General features: G+C 34.7%; 18 protein-coding genes. 7 read left to right on the forward strand and 11 right to left on the reverse strand.

What is annotated here, in order from left to right; translation table 11 throughout:
• Positions 1-3: 3 nt before the first annotated feature.
• A complete protein-coding gene (locus tag AC6CHH_RS14965; RefSeq protein WP_498284301.1) occupies positions 4-600 on the forward strand; it encodes a DUF4126 domain-containing protein in 597 nt (198 codons plus the stop codon).
• On the opposite strand, the gene AC6CHH_RS14970 is transcribed toward AC6CHH_RS14965, so the two are convergent.
• From AC6CHH_RS14970 to AC6CHH_RS14985, 4 genes are all read right to left on the reverse strand, one after another.
• Positions 597-1,571 carry a 1-acyl-sn-glycerol-3-phosphate acyltransferase gene (locus AC6CHH_RS14970; RefSeq protein ID WP_498284303.1) on the reverse strand — a complete coding sequence of 325 codons (975 nt, stop codon included), beginning with the start codon at positions 1,569-1,571 and terminating at the stop codon, positions 597-599. The genes AC6CHH_RS14965 and AC6CHH_RS14970 overlap by 4 nt on opposite strands.
• A gap of 65 nt (positions 1,572-1,636) precedes the next feature.
• Complete coding sequence (locus AC6CHH_RS14975; protein WP_498284305.1) at positions 1,637-3,421, reverse strand: ABC transporter ATP-binding protein; 1,785 nt, start codon at positions 3,419-3,421, stop codon at positions 1,637-1,639.
• Positions 3,422-3,475: 54 nt separating this feature from the next.
• Positions 3,476-4,435: a polysaccharide deacetylase family protein gene (locus AC6CHH_RS14980; RefSeq protein ID WP_498284307.1), complete on the reverse strand. Its 960-nt coding sequence runs from the start codon at positions 4,433-4,435 to the stop codon at positions 3,476-3,478.
• Positions 4,436-4,693: 258 nt separating this feature from the next.
• A complete protein-coding gene (locus AC6CHH_RS14985; protein WP_498284309.1) occupies positions 4,694-5,215 on the reverse strand; it encodes a hypothetical protein in 522 nt (173 codons plus the stop codon).
• A 264-nt stretch (positions 5,216-5,479) separates the two neighbouring features.
• On the opposite strand from AC6CHH_RS14985, the gene ychF reads away from it, so the two are divergent.
• Positions 5,480-6,580 (forward strand): redox-regulated ATPase YchF, encoded by a 1,101-nt coding sequence (gene ychF / locus AC6CHH_RS14990; RefSeq protein WP_498284311.1) that lies wholly within the window; start codon positions 5,480-5,482, stop codon positions 6,578-6,580.
• Positions 6,581-6,659: 79 nt separating this feature from the next.
• Here the strand turns inward: ychF and AC6CHH_RS14995 are convergent, their stop codons facing one another.
• Complete coding sequence (locus AC6CHH_RS14995; RefSeq protein ID WP_498284313.1) at positions 6,660-7,436, reverse strand: C40 family peptidase; 777 nt, start codon at positions 7,434-7,436, stop codon at positions 6,660-6,662.
• An 82-nt stretch (positions 7,437-7,518) separates the two neighbouring features.
• Here AC6CHH_RS14995 and AC6CHH_RS15000 point away from each other — a divergent pair, with 82 nt between their 5' ends.
• Positions 7,519-7,986: a universal stress protein gene (locus AC6CHH_RS15000; protein ID WP_498284315.1), complete on the forward strand. Its 468-nt coding sequence runs from the start codon at positions 7,519-7,521 to the stop codon at positions 7,984-7,986.
• Here the strand turns inward: AC6CHH_RS15000 and AC6CHH_RS15005 are convergent.
• From AC6CHH_RS15005 to AC6CHH_RS15030, 6 genes are all read right to left on the reverse strand, one after another.
• Positions 7,983-9,161, reverse strand: coding sequence for an RsmB/NOP family class I SAM-dependent RNA methyltransferase (locus AC6CHH_RS15005; RefSeq protein WP_498284317.1), 1,179 nt, complete (start codon positions 9,159-9,161; stop codon positions 7,983-7,985). The genes AC6CHH_RS15000 and AC6CHH_RS15005 overlap by 4 nt on opposite strands.
• An 8-nt stretch (positions 9,162-9,169) precedes the next feature.
• Positions 9,170-10,483, reverse strand: a complete 1,314-nt coding sequence (locus tag AC6CHH_RS15010) for an ABC transporter substrate-binding protein (RefSeq protein WP_498284319.1) — start codon at positions 10,481-10,483, stop codon at positions 9,170-9,172.
• Complete coding sequence (gene guaA / locus AC6CHH_RS15015) at positions 10,413-11,963, reverse strand: glutamine-hydrolyzing GMP synthase (RefSeq protein WP_498284321.1); 1,551 nt, start codon at positions 11,961-11,963, stop codon at positions 10,413-10,415. Before guaA ends, AC6CHH_RS15010 begins: the two co-directional genes overlap by 71 nt.
• A 168-nt stretch (positions 11,964-12,131) precedes the next feature.
• Positions 12,132-12,818: a GIN domain-containing protein gene (locus tag AC6CHH_RS15020; protein WP_498284323.1), complete on the reverse strand. Its 687-nt coding sequence runs from the start codon at positions 12,816-12,818 to the stop codon at positions 12,132-12,134.
• A 17-nt stretch (positions 12,819-12,835) separates the two neighbouring features.
• Positions 12,836-13,336: a hypothetical protein gene (locus AC6CHH_RS15025; RefSeq protein WP_498284325.1), complete on the reverse strand. Its 501-nt coding sequence runs from the start codon at positions 13,334-13,336 to the stop codon at positions 12,836-12,838.
• A 172-nt stretch (positions 13,337-13,508) separates the two neighbouring features.
• On the reverse strand, positions 13,509-14,195 hold the full coding sequence (locus tag AC6CHH_RS15030) for a carboxylesterase family protein (protein WP_498284327.1): 687 nt from the start codon (positions 14,193-14,195) through the stop codon (positions 13,509-13,511).
• Positions 14,196-14,394: 199 nt separating this feature from the next.
• Between AC6CHH_RS15030 and AC6CHH_RS15035 the strand changes: the two genes are divergently transcribed.
• The 4 genes from AC6CHH_RS15035 (at position 14,395) to AC6CHH_RS15050 (ending at position 19,446) form a co-directional block, all read left to right on the forward strand.
• The gene (locus AC6CHH_RS15035) at positions 14,395-14,790 is read left to right on the forward strand and encodes a c-type cytochrome (RefSeq protein WP_498284329.1); all 396 of its coding nucleotides are present in this window, start codon (positions 14,395-14,397) and stop codon (positions 14,788-14,790) included.
• A 12-nt stretch (positions 14,791-14,802) separates the two neighbouring features.
• The gene (locus AC6CHH_RS15040) at positions 14,803-15,084 is read left to right on the forward strand and encodes an Rdx family protein (RefSeq protein WP_498284331.1); all 282 of its coding nucleotides are present in this window, start codon (positions 14,803-14,805) and stop codon (positions 15,082-15,084) included.
• Positions 15,085-15,181: 97 nt separating this feature from the next.
• Positions 15,182-16,408 (forward strand): metallophosphoesterase family protein, encoded by a 1,227-nt coding sequence (locus AC6CHH_RS15045; RefSeq protein ID WP_498284333.1) that lies wholly within the window; start codon positions 15,182-15,184, stop codon positions 16,406-16,408.
• Positions 16,409-16,410: 2 nt separating this feature from the next.
• Complete coding sequence (locus AC6CHH_RS15050) at positions 16,411-19,446, forward strand: SbcC/MukB-like Walker B domain-containing protein (RefSeq protein WP_498284335.1); 3,036 nt, start codon at positions 16,411-16,413, stop codon at positions 19,444-19,446.
• The last annotated feature ends 48 nt before the right edge of the window (positions 19,447-19,494 follow it).

The following is a 19,494-nucleotide window of genomic DNA, read 5'->3' on the forward strand; positions in this document are numbered from 1 at the left end:
AATATGACTGAATACATTCCTTATATTTTATCTTTATTTGTTGGGATTGGTCTTGCTGCTGCAACAGGCTTCAGGGTATTCTTACCAGTATTTTTTTTAAGTTTAGGCACCTTTATGGGGTGGATTCCTGTCAATGAAAGTTATTCGTGGATGGGTACGGCTCCAGTAGTTTTAACTAGCGGGATTGCCTCCTTAATAGAAATTATCGCCTATTATATCCCTTTTATAGATAATCTATTAGATAGCATTTCGATTCCATTAGCAACTATTGCAGGATCATTATTATTTGCTTCGCAATTTACAGAAGTGAATTCTTGGATTCAGTGGTCTTTAGCATTGATAGCTGGAGGTGGAACCGCAGCAACGATCAGTTCCATTTTTGCGACATCAAGGCTGGCATCTACAGGAAGCACTGCGTCTTTGGGTAATCCCCTTATCTCAACAGTCGAAACAGTGGGTTCCTCCCTATTGAGTGCTTTAGCCATTTTTTTACCAATATTGGGAATTATTATTGTTGTATTAATCCTTTATTTTGGAATAAAAATCGGTAAAAAAATCTATCAAAAATTAATTGCAATTCAAAAAAAAGCGAATGTTTAGGTATTCAAAGAATTTGTTCTTGCTGATGTAGCTTCTTGATCAACCTTAATAGGTTCGTAGTGTACCCAGCAATAAGACAATGCTGGTAATAAAACAAAAAGTAATAGCCCCGACCAAAAACCAAAAATATTACCTATTATAAAACTCAGGATGAATACAATAATAGGATAAGAAAACAACAAAGCCCCAAAATTCATAGAATCGAAAAATATCGTACCATCGGTTCTTTTCTTAACCTGCTTTTTTACCAATTGATAATACCAATTATGCGTATAATATCCCAATAAAGCTGGATATTTCATCCACTTTCTCGATTCATATAATCCGCGCGTGGGTTGGATGGCTTGCTTAGGTACATGATCAGCAATTTGATCTTTAAGTATATGGAGTATGGTAGAGGTTTGAACTTCACCATTTAGTATATAATCAGTACAGTCGATCCCAGTTAAAGCTTCCAAATAGACTGATTTAGGGACATTATTAAAGGAATTATAGCCAATTACATAGGCTTGTAGCTGAATCGGAATATCCATCTGGATAGCCCTTTGAATAATAGATGAAACACCTGATGGCATAAATGGTCCCAATTCAATTCGGTTTCGAGAAATACCTTCTGGAAAAACAAAAATTTTAACCCCTGTATCTAATTGTCTTGCACATTCATCATATGTAAATGCATTTTTTATTTCGTATTCAATATCATCTCTTTTTTTATAAATGGGTAGCATAAAAAAACTACGCAACGCCCAATTTGCCAAAGGTTTACGAAAAGCGTCACCACGAGTTAAAAATCGAATTTCGGTTGGTGCAAATGCAGCTATGATAATGGAATCAAAAAAAGAGTTTGGGTGATTAGATACGATTAAAGTTGGTTTATTATAATCGATAAGTTTCAAATTCTTTAACTGCCAATCTGCAACATACCAATGTAGACCAAACTTAACAAATGACTGCAATAATGGGTATAGCATATATAGATATTTTGATTGAAATTTTATGAATATATGTACACAAAAAACAAGCCCATTTTATACAATTAACCCGATTTCACAGATTCTGTTATTTTATGGATGTTCAGACTATTTGCCATTGCACTGAAAATCTTATAATATGCACCATGATTTTTAAACAATTCATCATGTGTTCCGTCTTCTACTACTTTCCCTTTTTCTAAAACAATGATATGTTCTGAATCAATAATCTGAGAGATACTGTGTGAGACGGTTATAACAGTTCTTCCTTTTTTAATAGCATCTAAACTGTTCTTGATTTGCTCGGTCGCGATTGCATCCAGATTTGCAGTGGGTTCATCAAGAAATATTATTGGCGGATTCTTTAAAAACATTCTAGCAATTGCAATCCGTTGTTGTTGTCCACCAGAGAGTAATTGAGCCTCAGATTCATAAGCTTGAGGTAACTCCATAATTTGATCGTGGATATAAGCCTTTTTGGCAGCATCTGTGATTTCCTGCTCACTGGCTAACGTTTTACCATATCGGATATTTTCAGCAATACTTCCCTTAAAAATATGATTCTTTTGCAAGACTAAACCGACATTTTCTCTTAAAAAATCAGTATCATATTCTCTCAAATCCACACCATCTAAAAGGATCATTCCAGAATCTGGTTGGTAAAACTTATCCAATAAATTAATAATTGTACTTTTTCCTGCGCCAGATAAACCCACTAAAGCGGTATTTTCATTTGGTCGAACTGATATAGAGACATTATACAATGCTTGGTGACCGTTTGGGTACGAGAAATTTACATTTCTGATTTCAATAAATCCCTTTATTTCCCCAGGTTTAAAGTTTCCACTTGGTTCCTTTTGTTCTTGATCTTCTAAAATATCAAAAAAGCTCTCTGAGTAAATCAATGCATCATTTACCTCATCATAAATTCGATGCAATTGACGAATTGGAGCCGAGACATTGTTAAACAACATGATATGAAATAATATAGCCCCAATTGTCATTTGTTCGTTCAAGACAAAATATGCAGTTAAGATAATTACTATTACGACCCCAATTTGCTCTATAAAACTCTTTACGCTATCAAACAAAAATGACGTTTTACGTGTAGCCATTTGATTTTCAGTCATTTCAAATTGAATCTCCTTATGCCTATTTGCCTCTAAATCTTCTCGCACAAAAGATTTAATAACAGTTATCGAATCAATCAAATTAATGATCTGATTGTTTTTATTCTCTCGATACCGACGCATATTCCTACGAAAGCCTGATAATTTTTTGGCTTGCATCTGTGAAACGAAAAAGTAAATTGGAATAATAAACAATCCAACCAAGCCCACGTAAAAATTGGCTAAGAACATGCATATCAAGGCCACTATGGCATTTGTAAACAACGGAAAAATATCGATGAAGAAATTTTGAACTAATCGGGTTAAAGAACTGACTCCTGCATCTATCCGTGTCTGCAGTTTTCCAGATTCATTCACATTAGATGTATAAAAATTCATTCGATAAGTTAAAATCCTATCAACAATTGCTTGGGAAAGATCACGGGCAATCATAATTCTCAATTTCTCACCAAAATATTTCTGACCAAATTGAAGACAAGAATATAGGACTTCTTTAACCAACAATATAACAGTTATAATCCCTAAAAGATGTATTCCTGCTTTTAATGGGGTTTCATTTGCTAGGAGGTCGCTTATGGAGTCTACAGTATATTTTAAAATGAAAGCATTTACTTGGGCGGCAAATGAGCCCACCGCTGTAAAGACCAACGTATAAAAAATAAGATTTTTATATGGTTTTGTAAAAGGAAGTATTTTTTTGAATAACTGCGATAAGGTCATATAGGTGAAACTTAATTACAATCAACAAGTCTATTACCCTCGGAGCTAAATTACCTAATATTTAATAGGATAATCAACCATGAATTCAAACTTATAGTCATTATGCTGTTTTAGACTATCTATCAAATTACTTAATAATAATTGACCATTTCTACTCTGAAACATATCATCATGCATCAATAGAACAATATTATTCGGTTTAAGCGTTGATTTATTTCCGAGCATTACCCTAACCCGTCTATACAATTCGCTTACAGATTGAACAGGCTTTCCAGAGAGTCCATTGATCTTCCATTCTACATCCCATCCGTAAATTTTGAACCCATTAGCACCTAAAAGATCTGCTGTTTGCGCTCCTGAGGTCAAATCAACTCGACGTACACCATCAAATAACCAGACATTCCGTCCGGGCATACGAGCAATTTTATCAGTTAGGCCCAAATCTGTTTCGCATTTCAAGAAATCAGCAACAGCTAAGTCTGGATTACTATAAAAAACATGAAACTTATTAGCTGCATGAGAATAACTGTGATTATAACATTCCACTAATGGATTGTTCATATAGCGATTAAAGTCACGTCTTAATCGCTTACTCATATTCACATGCCTTCCAACCAAGAAGGTACTAATTTTGGTGTCCTTACTCGTAATGATTGAATCGATAGCTGAACTTCCTATTAACGGACCATCATCGAAAGTCAGGTAAATGTGCTTGTCTTTTTTGTTTAGTTCTCTATATATAGAATCCTTTAACAAAGATTTTGCTTGCTTAGGAGATATGGTATTCAATGAATCAAGAGCTGGGAATACAAATTTGTTGCGATTAAGTGAATCCAGTAGGTCCATCAATAAAATTGTATCTTTCTGAATTGGCATTGGGTTTTCCTCCATCGTTATCAATGTTGAATCCTGATCAATTCGATTGGATGTCGAACCTACAATTGGGTTACATGCATATATAAAGCTGAATAAACAAAGGATGGCAACACCGAACAGATAAATGTTTCTAAACATGAAAATTGAATCAATTGAGATTCACCAAAATTAAGCATATTAAAGCAAATCAAAAAGTTAAATGATGGTCAACTGAGCTTCTTTTTTTACATTTTTTAACATTTTGTTTAACCCATTGTTTTTCTACATCTTGATATAGAAAATTCCATTCTTATTGGTCTGTTGCGATTTAAAAAAAAGTCTCCAATACTTCATAGTTGTATAGGAGACTTCGGGGGATAAGACTAAACTTACTAAGCTTTGTTAAACGCCTTAGTTCTATCTATGACGACGATAATTTCTGTCATCATCATTGTCTCTGTAATGTTTTCTATGTCTCTTTTCCATTTTCTTATGAAATTTTTCACGATTCTTATATACTTTTTTGTGGTATTTGTAATCATCTTTATCATATCTGTGTGATCTACCATCACGAATTGAAACCTGTGAATAATTTCTTGAATAACCATTATAACGATCACGGTAGTGACGATGATTTCTCCATGGTCTGGAATCATTAATAACTACTTTGTAAGTGCGGTAGAGATCATAATTCCGATACCTTCTCGGTAAAGATCTATGAGATGCCCAAGACCTTCCGTCATAATAAGTATAAGAACGATTTGAGATATCGTAATAGACATCAATCTCAGGCATATAATAATATCTTGCTTGTTGATAACCAACCGGTCCCCATTGAGGTTGCAATCCAATATTAAAGCTTACATTTATCTGCGCTTCAGCTGGCTTAGCAATAGCTATACCGCCAAATAATAATACAATGTAGAATAACTGTTTCATATAACCTCCTTCTAATATTTTAAAATAATATATGTGTTAATTTGTAGGTATGACCTCCAATCATACACGAAGGATTAAAGGTCAAGAGTTAAAAAATGTAAATTAAAGCGTACAATTTTAAAAACCAACGACTTAATTTCCCAAAAAAAATATAATTTCCATGGTAATTTAAATCAAAGAGAAGCCTAAAATTATAGACAAAATGGATATCCTTAATCTGAGCGTATTTTATTATCTTTGTCGCAATTTTAAGAAAAAGCACTTATGGCATTACAATGTGGTATAGTAGGTCTACCGAACGTAGGCAAGTCAACTTTATTCAACTGTTTATCAAACGCAAAGGCACAAGCAGCAAACTTCCCTTTCTGTACGATTGAACCGAATATTGGTGTAATAACCGTTCCTGACGAACGTCTGAATAAGCTTGCAGAATTAGTTAAACCTCAACGTATTCTTCCAAATAACATCGAAATCGTAGATATAGCCGGTTTAGTTAAAGGTGCCTCAAAAGGTGAAGGTTTAGGAAATCAATTCTTAGGGAATATACGAACAACCAATGCTATTATCCATGTTCTAAGATGTTTTGATGACGGCAATGTTATTCATGTAGATGGATCAGTTGATCCAATTCGTGATAAAGAGATCATTGATACTGAATTGCAATTAAAAGATCTAGATACCGTTATTAAACGTATCCAAAGGGTAGAGAAAATGGCTAAAACAGGTGGAGATAAGGATGCTAAGAAAACCTTTGAAATTCTATCGGTGGTTAAAGGTCATTTAGAATCTGGTAAATCGGCAAGAACTTCTCCTATCACAGAAGAAGATTTTGCATTTATTGAGGATCTATCACTATTGACAATAAAACCTGTCCTGTATGTATGTAATGTTGATGAGGCCTCTGTAAATGTCGGTAATGCATATGTTGATCGCGTAATAGATGCTGTGAAGGAAGAAAATGCTCAAGTCTTGATTATCTCTGCTCAAATTGAATCGGAGATTGCTCAATTAGAAGATTATGAGGAACGCAAAATATTTTTAGATGATTTAGGCTTAGAAGAGTCTGGGGTTTATAAATTAATCAGAGCAGCCTATTCTTTGTTAAACCTAGCCACGTATTTTACTGCGGGGGTACAAGAAGTAAGAGCATGGACGATCGAAAAAGGATTCACAGCACCTCAAGCTGCTGGAGTAATTCATACTGATTTTGAAAAAGGATTTATTCGTGCAGAAGTTATCAAATATCAAGATTTCATCACTTATGGATCCGAGGCTGCTGTTAAGGAAGCTGGAAAACTTAGTGTCGAAGGAAAAACATATATAGTTGAAGATGGCGATGTTATGCACTTTCGTTTCAATGTATAATTTAGATTCATTTTAATTCTTTTGAGCCTCAAAAATTTAACAATTTTTGAGGCTCTTTTTTTTCACCTACTGATAGATCTTAAACCAAACGTCTCACTATTCTCAGTTTGTGTGAATATTTTTGAAGGTCAAAATTGAATATCCCTTGATCGTCCAGAGAATCTATGCGAACCTTTTCAAGGACATGCAGAATTTCATCTTCACCAAGTACGATTCCAATATGTATAATTTGTGAATCCAGATCGTCAAAAAAAGCAAGATCACCAAGCTTTATTTCAGAACTAAAGTCAACTGAATTTCCCAATTGAAGTATGGAATCTAGATCAGCCGGTAGTTCAACTCCAAAATGCCGGTAAAACATTCGGCATAAGCCAATCGCGTCAATACCATGGACGCTCCTTCCCTGATAGGCAAATGGTGTATTCAAATAATTCATTAGAAATTCATCCAGAAACTCGTCTATTTCATCAGAGTCATCTCCCAATTGAGTAAGATTAAAGGGTATAATTCCGGAATTCGAAAAGCTAATAACATCATTTCTTGTAATTAGAGCATGATGATCATGAATTATCGATCCATTAAAAAGTTTGATTCTCCTGTATTTTTTACTCATAGCAAATCCGCCACTCAAACCAACAATCTCGCCTGAGTCATTCAGTTGCTGAACTAAATCAATTTGACCCTGCATGATCCAACCGTGAATCTGAGTTTGTAATACGCGTACAAATACCCATTCATTTTCCTTTTCAAGGAGCTGAACCCCTTCACCGAAGAGTAATTCATATACACGTTTGCTTGAGACTTCTGGCTCTGCTAAAATAGATATTGAACTCAGAACACAAACTGCTAAATCCATAATATGCTTATTTTCAAAAAACAATTAAGCTAATTTAAACGTTTTTCTTATATTTAAGTAGACAATTATAAATCCCATAGCCATGACCACTAAAAAATTCACCCGGATTTTACTCGCAGTTGATGATACACCTTGCTCTGAAAACGCTATAAATTATGCTAAAGAAATAGTTGAAGATTTAAACCCATCATTAGCTTTAGTAACTGTAGTACCCCCAACATCTCCATCATCCTATGGCGTGGACCCGTTATTAGGTCAGCAACCTATTATAGTCCCAGAAGTTTCTGAAATTCAACATAGAGCGTCTCAGGTCTTTTTAGAACGCTTGGCCAATGAATTCACCAACGCAAAGGAGACATTTACTTTTAGCAGAGTTGGAGATGTAAGAGACGAGATTCTGCAAGTTTCTAAAGAATGGACTGCAGATTTAATTATTATTGGCACTAATGGTCGTACTGGATTTGATCACTTCCTTTCTGGAAGCGTATCTGAGGCCTTAATTCGCAAAGCCAGCTGTCCAGTGTTGGTTATTCCATTAAATTGCGATTAATACGGCTTTACAAAATGCGCTATAAACATAGAGTCGGCCTTTTTATCGAATCCTACAATAGTTTCATTGGCTACTAATTGTAAATTCAATTCATCAGTAATGAATTGAACAACTTCTTCGTTTTCTTTTGAAAATACGGAGCAAGTTATATAAATAAGTGGTTTGCCTTTTTTGAGAAAAGGGACAACATGACTTGCAATCTTTTTTTGTAGTTCTGAGTATTTAGAAACTTCAGCCTGATTGAATTTAGACAGCATTTCAGGTGTCCTACCCCAAGTCCCAGATCCTGAACAAGGAGCATCCATTAGAATACCATCAAATTTTTCATCCAACACATTTTTATCTACTGGATTAGACAAATCAAGAACCTTTTTACTGTACGGAGTTTTAATTTCTGCTTTCTCAAAACGTTCATCCAAATTTCTTAATATGCTCATTCTAATATCAGATACTAATAATTTAATATTTGGTTCTGTATCTAGCATCATAAGTGCTTTGCCGCCTGAGGCCGCGCAGCAATCCCACCAAGAATCTCCTGATAGGAGAGGTATATTGCGCATTGTTTGTTGCGATGCCCAATCCTGAACCTCATAAGTACCCTGTAGGTGGTTTATGCTTTGCAAATTAGTTCCATTAGGAAGAACGAATGTCTGGTCGGATAATTGAACAAAAGAAATTTCCTGTCTAGTCAATTCTTTTCTTACATGCTCTGATTTGGACCTTTTAGCCCTAATGAATAAGTCTGGTTGAATGAAATGTGAAGTAACAAAACTATGGGCATCTATCCCGCTTGAGAGCTCCATAGGAGCTGGAAATACCCGATCTATAAATGAACCATACGTTGATTCTATAAAAGATACCTTCTGCTCATAACTGTCTTGCAATTTAGCACTCCATTCTGGTAATAGTACGTTGATTAATGCACTCTGCGTTTCGCACAGAAACTCAGCGATCTGTAGCCGTTGAATAACAGATAAATCTTCAAATGCTTTCCCAATTCGAAAATAATTATAACAATATCTAGAATTCATCCTCCTATCGGACGATCCCATCTGCTTATTATTCCGATAAAACTGTGTTAAAAATTTGGAAAAAGGTTCGTCAAACTGATATTCAGCCAGAGTTTTCTCAAAGTTACGTATGTGTTGTTGGGTGCGAATAGTAAGTTTATCCAAAATCCATTTTATTGAAATGATCCGTTTCTATACGTTTTAACGATCACTGCCTGGTTCATAAAACCCCATTGACTATTATAAACAAATTGATAATCAGAATAGATTCCGTTATAAGGTTCTCCGACGACTTTTTCAGCATAGTCTTCACCATATTTGTTTAACAGGGTAGTAAAGTATCGACCAGCATCATAACCCTTATAGGAGTAATCGGACGGCTCTACCTGAAATTCCATTTTATATGCTCTCTGAAAACTCTGAACTTCTGCATTCCACACTTTTAAATGGCTCTCAGTGGTAATGGTTGGATCCATGCGGTAAAAATTATCATAAGGTCTGAAATCAAAACGTTCCCAGAATGGGTGTCCAAATAATTTAATTACCGCCCCTTGATTCATTTGGTTGTTCAAAGAAGTTACTAAAGATCTCAATTGAGTAGCATTCGTGGTTCCGGAAACAACAAATGCAGTCCCCGTTTCTGGGATTGATTGATTTAATTGATCAATTGAGGAAACATGAAGCAATTTTACTCCCTGAATTTTTTCTCGAATTTCTCCATCAAACCCAGAAATAAATTGTCTATGATCATTATCATTACTCTCATAAACAATCACAATATCACCTTGTCGATATTTGCTAACTAAAGCATCTGCAATTGTACGCATATGCATACGGATTGGAGGAGTTAGCGAAACTAAATTGCTGATATTAAATTCGGTTGGCATGGTTGCAGCCAAAGGATTTACTTGAAGTATTTTCTTATTAATATTGCCTTTTGCAAAGGAACGAATCTCTTTTGGATATACCGGTCCTATAATAATACTGGCGTTCTCCACTTGTTTGGTAGCTGCCAATTTCACATTTTTCAGCTCGTTATCTTCTGTATCTAATACTTGAATTTTGTATTTCCCGTCCTTATTTGAAGCTGCTTGGACACCAAGCTGAAATCCTTGATAGAAATCCAATGCCATTGCTGAGCGCTTAACATCCTGTTCTATCACGTTAGAATTGGCGATCTTATCCAGTTGAAAGGGTAGTAAAAGAGCGATGTTAGTCATTTTATTAACTCTATCTCCTTTTTTGTCCTCTACTTTTTCTTCAGCATCCGGTTTACCATCATTCGGTTTACCCACATTTCCCCCTATAACATTTGGATTACGGAGTACACCAGAGGATTTTGGTGAACATGAACTCACAGCGAAAAGGGCAACAAGGCATATCGCCGTGATGGAGTTCCTATAACTTCTCTTTAGCCTATTCCCACTCAATGGTTGCAGGTGGTTTTGAACTGATATCATACACGACTCTATTGATTCCTTTGACATGATTAATAATTTCGTTTGAAATTTTTGCTAATAAATCATACGGTAAATGTATCCAATCTGCTGTCATCCCATCCAAAGAGCCTACAGCTCTTAAAGCGACTACATGTTCGTAGGTGCGTTCATCCCCCATAACACCAACCGATTGAATAGGCAAAAAGATTGTTCCAGCTTGCCATACCTTATCATACCATCCTGAATCTTTCAAATTACGGATGTAGATCTCATCAGCCTCTTGCAAAATCCGTACCTTTTCTTCCGTGATGTCTCCTAAAATTCGAATAGCTAGACCCGGTCCTGGAAATGGATGTCTTCCTAAAATTGCAGGATCAACTTCTAAGGTCTTGCCAACCCGACGGACTTCGTCTTTAAACAAAGTCTTTAAAGGCTCAATAACTTTCAACTTCATGTAGTCCGGTAGGCCACCAACATTGTGATGAGACTTAATAGTTGCTGAGGGACCTTTCACTGAAATAGATTCGATAATATCTGGATAAATGGTTCCTTGACCTAGCCACTTAGCTTCAGCTCCAGCAGGAAGCTCTTTCTGTATATCTTTAGCTGCTTGATCAAAAACATCTATAAATGAGGCGCCTATAATTTTTCTCTTTTGTTCTGGATCTGAGACTCCAGCTAATCTCGAGTAGAAAAGATCTTTTGCATTCACTCCTTTAATGTTCAGTCCCATATTTTTATATGATTCCAACACTTGTTCATACTCATCTTTACGAAGTAAGCCGTGGTCAACAAAAAAACAGTGTAATTTAGTTCCAATAGCATGATGCAATAAAACAGCAGCTACAGTTGAGTCAACTCCTCCAGATAAGGCCATAATAACATGATCAGATTCTAAACTCTCTTTCAATTCTTTTATAGTCGAATCTACAAATGTATCTGGTGTCCAATCTTGTTTACACCCGCAAATACCTATAACAAAATTTTTCAATAAAACCTGCCCGTCTGTACTGTGGGTAACCTCCGGATGGAATTGAATTCCGTATGTTTGAGTACCCTGAATTTGATATGCAGCAACTCGAACCTTATCTGTGCTAGAAATAACATTAAAATTCTCTGGAACTTGTTTAATTGTATCACCATGTGACATCCACACTTGAGATTGAGAAGGTACGCCTATTAAAAGCTTATTCTCTTGATCTACAAATTGTAAATTTGCACGCCCGTACTCACGAATTTCTGAAGGCAATACTTCACCGCCGGATTTTTGTGCAATATATTGTGCACCATAACAAACCCCTAGTAAAGGAAAATTTTGTTGAATATTTTGAAAATCAATTTGTGGAGCATCTTGCTGACGTACAGAATAAGGACTTCCTGACAGGATTACTCCTTTTACGGTCTCGTCAAATTCTGGTAAATTATTAAATGGATGAATTTCACAATAAACATTTAACTCCCTAACACGACGAGCAATTAGCTGTGTATACTGTGATCCAAAATCGAGAATGATAATTTTTTCTGACATGCCGCAAAGTTACAACTTCAATATTGATTTTGAATCAGGAAATTTAAACTTCTTATAAGCTTTTTTTAATTTATTAATCATCCATCTTTATTAAACATATTAAAAACAATTCAGAGCTTTATGGCAACTATTAAAAATCTAGATAAGGAGCCTTGATCTTCATTGTTTCTATTGGGAGTCTTTGAAAAAGGTAATGTTTCCGCCGGCAATTTTATGTTCTTTTTGCTGATTAGGATTTCCATAGACTTCAATGGTACCACCTAACCTTGTTTCCACATCTGCTGAATGGGATGCATTCACTTGAACCTTTCCCCCAGCATTTACCCTAACAATCGTTGATACAGATTTCAAATCCTTACCAAAAAAGGATGCTCCCGCCGTTGTGTTGATTTCAATATGATCTGCCTTACCCAAGAGATCCACACTTGCTCCGGTACTAGCAATAACATGGATTGTTGATGCTGAAATCAATGCTCGAATTTTCGCTCCCTGATTCGCATTAAAGTTCATTTCAGGAGCTTTTAAACTATCTTTTTCCACATTAACCTCAGATCCTTTTCTTGCAATTATTTTTGAAATTTTGTTACTGTACAAAATAACAGAAGCCTGGTTACCTTTTAAATAATATCCCGCTTTCATCTTAAGTCTGAGTTCATTGCCCGAAAATACCGTTTCTACTTTGTCAGCCAACTCTCCGTCAATCTCCAACTTGTTTTGATCACTTGGGATAATGGTTACCCAAAGTCTATCTGTTACATCCAAAACCTTTACTTGATCAATGGAGTACTTGTTTTGAGCATTCAATACGTGAACGAATAATACAAATACCGTTAATGCTATTAATTTAATTCTCATTTTGCTAATATAAATATTTACCTACCTAATAACGTTAATTCTTCGGAAGTATACATATTAGCACCTTTTAAATATTTAAAAATCTTTCCTTTTACAAATGGATCATTCAACTTGTACAAATTATTTAATAGATAAACCTTATCATCCTTAATATCATCATGATAATTCAAATATTTAGGGATATGATATTGTATACTTAGGCGAATAAACCTAAGTTCTACATTATTCGGATTCGAATTCAGCTCATCTTCTAGTTTATTCCTTCCTGTCTTAAAATAACTCATTTTTTTGAAAGGATTATTGGTGTGTTTAGCCATGAACATATGAAACGCAGCAGCATACCCTCTCTCTACTGGATTATCTGCATGTTCATCTAATACTTTTAGATATTTCTCACATAAAAATTCGTCTTTAACACCTTTGTTAAAGTCACTCCTTATAGCATTTAAATCAAGTTTTTGGGATATACCTTTTTCAGAGACCAATAGAAATAGGGTCAAAATTGCTATTCGTATCATAATTACAATGGTTTATTTTTAATTAAATTACGAAAATAATACCAAAAATTACAAAAGATATTTTATAGGATTAGTCAATTGTAGCATCAATAGCTTTGAACAGGTCCTTAAACTCATAGCCTAATAAGGATAAATATGATCAAAACAATTGGACTTAAACCTTTAAAAATATCTAATTACCTTTTTCATATTTAAACATGAAATCATAAATTCTATCATTATGAAATAGTCTTTCAACACTTCCATGTGTTCCACCGGGAATAATGGTTAATGTAGCATCCGCATTTTCATCGCATTCTTTAATGGCTTTGTATATTTTCTTAGATTCCGACGCAGATACAGCTCGATCTGCACTTCCATGTTGAATCCAAAGCGGAACTTGAGTTAAGTTACATGCGTAAGCAGCACTTCCCCCTCCGCAAATTGCTACTGCGGCTGCAAACCTTTCTGGGTACTTCCCAGCGAGATCCATGGTACCATACCCACCCATACTCATTCCACACACATAAACGCGTTGTTCATTTGCTGGATACTCCTTCAGAACGTCATCTAAAACTTTAATCAATTTATCAGGATCCCATCCATTTGAAGTTTGTGGAGCAACGACAATTGCATCTATCTTTTTTCCTTTTTCTATGGCCCGCAAAACCCCGTACCGTTTTACCCTAGTTAAATCATTTCCCGACAAGCTCCGACCATGCAGAAATATTAGAACTGGTTTTCTTTCATTTTTCTTTATATTTTCCGGAACTCTAATCCAGTAAGAATAACCACTTTTTACATAAATTGCTTTTAATTGAGCAACCCCGACCAAATTAATCCCAAATACAAGGACAAAAAATAAAAGTAATCTTCGCATTATCATTCAACTAATATATCAAGCATTAACCTCTAGAAAGAAAGTCAAAGTTAACAAAATACGGATATCACGAAAGCACACCAAACAAAATCGATTAAAACATTGTATATCAATTATTTAAATGTTTTCATGACATTTCTATAACAATTCGTGTAATTTTTATTAAATTGCTTTACTTATCAAAAATGAGACTATCAATATGAAAAGAAAGATTGCATCCTTATTAAGTCTATGTACTATCGTCATTGGATTAAGCGCCTTTAACTTCGGAGATCAAGAAGAAAAACCCAAGAATCTAAAAGTTCTGCCAAAAAACATTTCAAATGAAGATTTAGAAAAAACGATGAAATCTTTTAATGCCGCGCTGGGTGTAAAATGCAATCACTGTCACGCTGCTAAACCAAACGGGGAAAAAGGTTTAGACTTCGCCTCAGACGAAAAACCAATGAAAGAGGTAGCACGTTATATGATTAGAATGACCAACAAAGTGAATAAAAAACATTTTAGTTTCGAACACGAGGGCTTGGTTAAGAACATAACATGTAATACTTGTCATAACGGAACAACTGAACCATATACGATTGTTAAAAATTAGTAATTTATAAGAATGAAACCTTCTCTGCGTATAGAATACTGTCCAAAATGTGGTTGGCTCCTGCGCGCTAGTTACATGGCCCAAGAGTTACTGACTACATTTGTTGATGATTTGTATGTCGTATCTTTACAACCCAGTGAGGTAAGTGGTCGTTACACAATATACATTAATGATGAAGTTATTTTTGACAGAAAACGAATGCAACGTTTTCCTGAAATTAAAGAACTTAAACAATTGGTTCGCAACATTGTAAATCCCGAAATGGATTTAGGACACTCAGAGAAAAAACAGTAAAAAGTAACAACCTTCCTGTATAATCTTTCACATTTCTTAACCTGTTTGGTGCATAAAAATCTGTATTTTTAGCATCATTATATCAAATATTTCGTAAATGCGCATATTACACACTGCAGATTGGCATCTTGGTAAAAAGCTGGATTTTTATTCCAGATTAGAGGAACAAAAAGAAGTGATGGCTGAAATTTGTGCAATTGCAGATCAACAGGAAGTAGACCTTGTAATTGTATCAGGTGATCTTTTTGATACTTTTAACCCATCGGTTGAGGCAACTGAACTCTTGTATAGAACATTAAAGCAATTAACAAAAAACGGAAAAATTCCAGTCATTGCAATTGCAGGGAATCACGATTCTCCTGACAGAATTGATTCACCGGACCCACTTGCGAGGGAGTGCGGTATATTCTTTTTTGGTTACCCAAACATGGAAACCAAGCCAATAAACGTTGAAAACTGTTTTGAAATAAAGCGGACCGATAAAGGATTTATTGAAATTAAACTTCCTCATTATAATTATCCAATTAGGATAATAAGCACACCTTTTGCAAACGAAATTCGGTTAAAGCAATTCTTAGGATATGATGACAAAGCAGTCCAACTACAACAGGTTCTAGCTCAATCTTGGAATGCATTAGCAGACCGGTATTGTGATTCACTTGGAGTAAATATTTTAACAACCCATCTCTATATGCTGAAACCAGGTGGTGAATTATTACAAGAACCTGAAGGTGAAAAACCAATTCGCTTGGGTTTTGCCGACTTAGTGTATTCTGATAGTATTCCATATAAAATTCAATACACAGCCCTAGGACATCTACATCGTTTTCACAATATAGGAAACGATACGAACCCCGCTATTTATTCAGGTAGCCCTCTATGTTATTCCTTTTCTGAGAGTGGACAAGAAAAACACGTAGTTATTGTTGATTTGGCGCCTAACGAAATTGCCGAATATAAGACTGTTCCTTTAAAAAAAGGCAAGCCCCTACAACGTATACGATTCAATTCGATTGATCAAGCAATCCTTTGGTTACAAGAGAATAAGAATTCTTTAGTTGAATTAACCATTGAATCGAATACCTTTTTAACATCAAATGAAATAAAAAGCTTGCATCAAGCTCATCCAGGTATTATTCACATCATTCCAATCGTCAATAACCAAAACAATCACGGTTCGATTGCAAACCAGGTTAATCTTGATCAAGATATGAAAAATCTGTTTAAAGATTATTTCAAATCTAAGTATGGGCAAGAACCGAACACAGAATTGCTTATGCTTTTCGATGAAATCGCAACAAATTCAATAGAAAAAGAAGATTAATTATGTTACCATTATATTTGAGCATTGAAGGATTATATTCTTATCAAGAAAAACAAATTATAGATTTCACACAACTCACTGAAGCCGGATTGTTTGGAATTTTCGGATCAGTGGGATCGGGTAAATCTTCAATTTTAGAAGCAATAAGCTTTGTGCTTTATGGGGACACTGAAAGATTAAACAAAACAGACAAAAGAGCATACAATATGATGAATCTGAAATCGAATCAGACAATCATCATTTTTGAGTTCTTAAATTTTGAGCAAAGGAAGTTCCGTTTTGTAGCTCAATGGAAACGCAGAAAGAATTTTGAAGATACAACAGGAATTGAGCGGACAGCCTATGAGTGGATTCAAGAAAATTGGGTGCCAATGGAATCCGCAGATGGGGCTAAAATCACAAATCTGTCCTATCCTAACTTCCGAAGAACTATCATTATACCCCAAGGCCAATTTAAAGAATTTTTGGAACTCAAAGGTAAGGATAGATCGGAAATGATGAAGGAGATCTTTTTATTGAACAGATTCGATCTAGGACCAAAAGTTTCTCATCTTCAATCTTCTAATAACAAAAAATTAGAAAATTTAAAGGGAGCCCTTTCCGGTTTCGAAAGTATCTCAAATGATGCTTTACAACTAAAAAAAGAAGAAGTTCAGCAAGCAAAATTAAATCTTCAGCAAACAAGAATAGCACAATCCGAACTCTCAAACAAGGTACAAATATTACAAGAATTCAAAGAAAAGCAAATTGAAGTCCAACAAAAGCAAAATGAATATCAAGATCTAAGCAGTAAAAAGGAAAAAATAAAAATCCAAGAAAATCATCTACTGCAATATGAACGTACCTTAAATGCTTTTAAGGAACCTCTAAGCCAAATCCAATCACTAAATAGTGAAAAAGAAAACTTAATTCATAAAATCGAAAATTATCAAATAGCTAAAAACAACCAATCAAAAGAAATAGATATCCTTGAGAAAGAGATTGAATCAATTTTTGCTGATTATAATTCTTTAAATACACTTAGAGCACAGGCAGAAGATTTTAAATATATCCTTAAGATCAAAGAAAGTGAAGTCCAAGTCAATTTATTGACGCAAAGGCTTCTAAAAGGAAAACCTTTTTTGGAAAGGACCAAAGAAGCTGAACTAAAAATTGTAAATCAATTAGAAAAGACAGAGAAACAACTTGATGATATAAAATCAGAAAAAATTGACACCTCACAACTCATAGAAATGGAGCAATGGTATCAAAAAAAAGAATCTTTCCAAACCTCCTATCAGCAAATTTTTAAGCAGATTGATACCTTTAATCAAGAGATTAGCCTTCAACTAGATCAGTTTACCGAACATTTATACACGGAAAATAATTGGGAAGAAATGCTCAACAACGAATTCATGTTGATTGAAAGAGACGAGCTAAAACAACGAGAAGATGAAACTCAATTAAAGGTTCAGGCCAAATTGAGTCATTTTGCAACTGAACTTATTGATGGTCATCCTTGTCCTCTTTGCGGGGCGTTAGAGCATCCAAATCCGATGATCGAAAGACAAATTCATCATGATTTACAAAAAAATGAAGATCTTAAAAAGGAATTGGAACGGACAAGAAAGAATTTTCAACAACTCAAAGAAAAACTAGCTAAAACCAGCCTTTTATTACAAGAAAAAAGATCCAACCTTGAAAACTTAAATCATGATCTCAAAAAGTTATCTAACACGATTAGGAAACATAGTGAGGAATTTAAATGGGATGGTTTTTCGCCTGACGATTCAGATGCCTTTGAAGCTCAAAAACAAAAATTAAAAACTACTGAACAAGAAACTATTGAGCTGGAAACCAAATTGAAGGAGCATCGTTTAAACCTACAGAAAAACAAAGAGAATATTGATAAATACCAAAAGGAGCTTGACGAAATACAATCAAATATCGATATTTCTCAAGGTGTAAGTTTACAAAATAAGAATGCGCTACAGCACCTAAACCTCTTGGATTTTGAGCAAAGCGATGTTCAACATATTCAAAAAACCAAATTAGATTTAGAAAATAGAGTTACCTATATAGAAAACACATTTATTTCATTAACTCAAAAAATAAACGCCTTAAAAAATAAGTTAGCAGAAATAGCTGGACAAAGTAACGCCGCAAAAGACCAACTTAGCCTATATAATCAACAATTAAACATTAGGCAAGAAAAAATAGCAAAGCTCTTAAAAGAATTTAAATTCAACGACGTTACAGAAGTTCAACAAATCATTCAAAGACCGATCCCAGTAGAGCAAATCAGGCAAGAAATCCACAAATTTTATGTCCGTGTGGAAGTCCTGGAGAACCAAATTTCCTCCTTGAATGAATTCTTGAAAAACAAGAATTTCTCAGACGAAGAGATCCAAACAACTTCAGAATTGTTTGCCTTAAAAAACGAAGAACTGGAATTGCAATTGGCCCTGACTGGAGGCTTAGAAAAAGAGCTTTTGCACCTAACCTTAGAGTTTGGAAAAAAAGAGAAACTATTAGAGGAATTTGAGCAAATATCGAATAGAGGGTCTAATCTAAAAATTTTAGAAAATTTATTCAAAGGAAACGGTTTTGTAAACTATGTTTCAGGCATTCATTTGAGTCAGATGTGTTCGATGGCTAATGAACGATTTCATCGCTTAACCCGTAATCAGCTCAGTTTAACAATCAATGAAAATAATGAATTTGAAGTAATTGATTATTTAAACAACGGATATCGCAGGTCAGTAAAGACATTATCTGGTGGTCAAGGGTTTCAAGCATCTTTATGTTTGGCACTAGCTTTAGCCGAAAACATCCAAGTTCTAAATAAATCAGAGAAAAATTTCTTTTTCATAGATGAAGGTTTTGGCACTCAAGATAATGAAAGTATCAATACAGTTTTCGATACCCTACAGCATCTTTATCAGGAAAACAGAATAGTTGGTGTCATTTCTCATGTGGAAGAACTCAAAGAAAGAATTCCTCGATCAATAACAGTTCATAAGGATCCTGAGTTTGGAAGTAGCGTCAATTTTAGTTAAACTGTGTGCGACTAGTCACGCAAATAACTCGTTTCAGTTCATGAACAG

This window comes from Sphingobacterium sp. GQ94 (assembly GCF_059758715.1).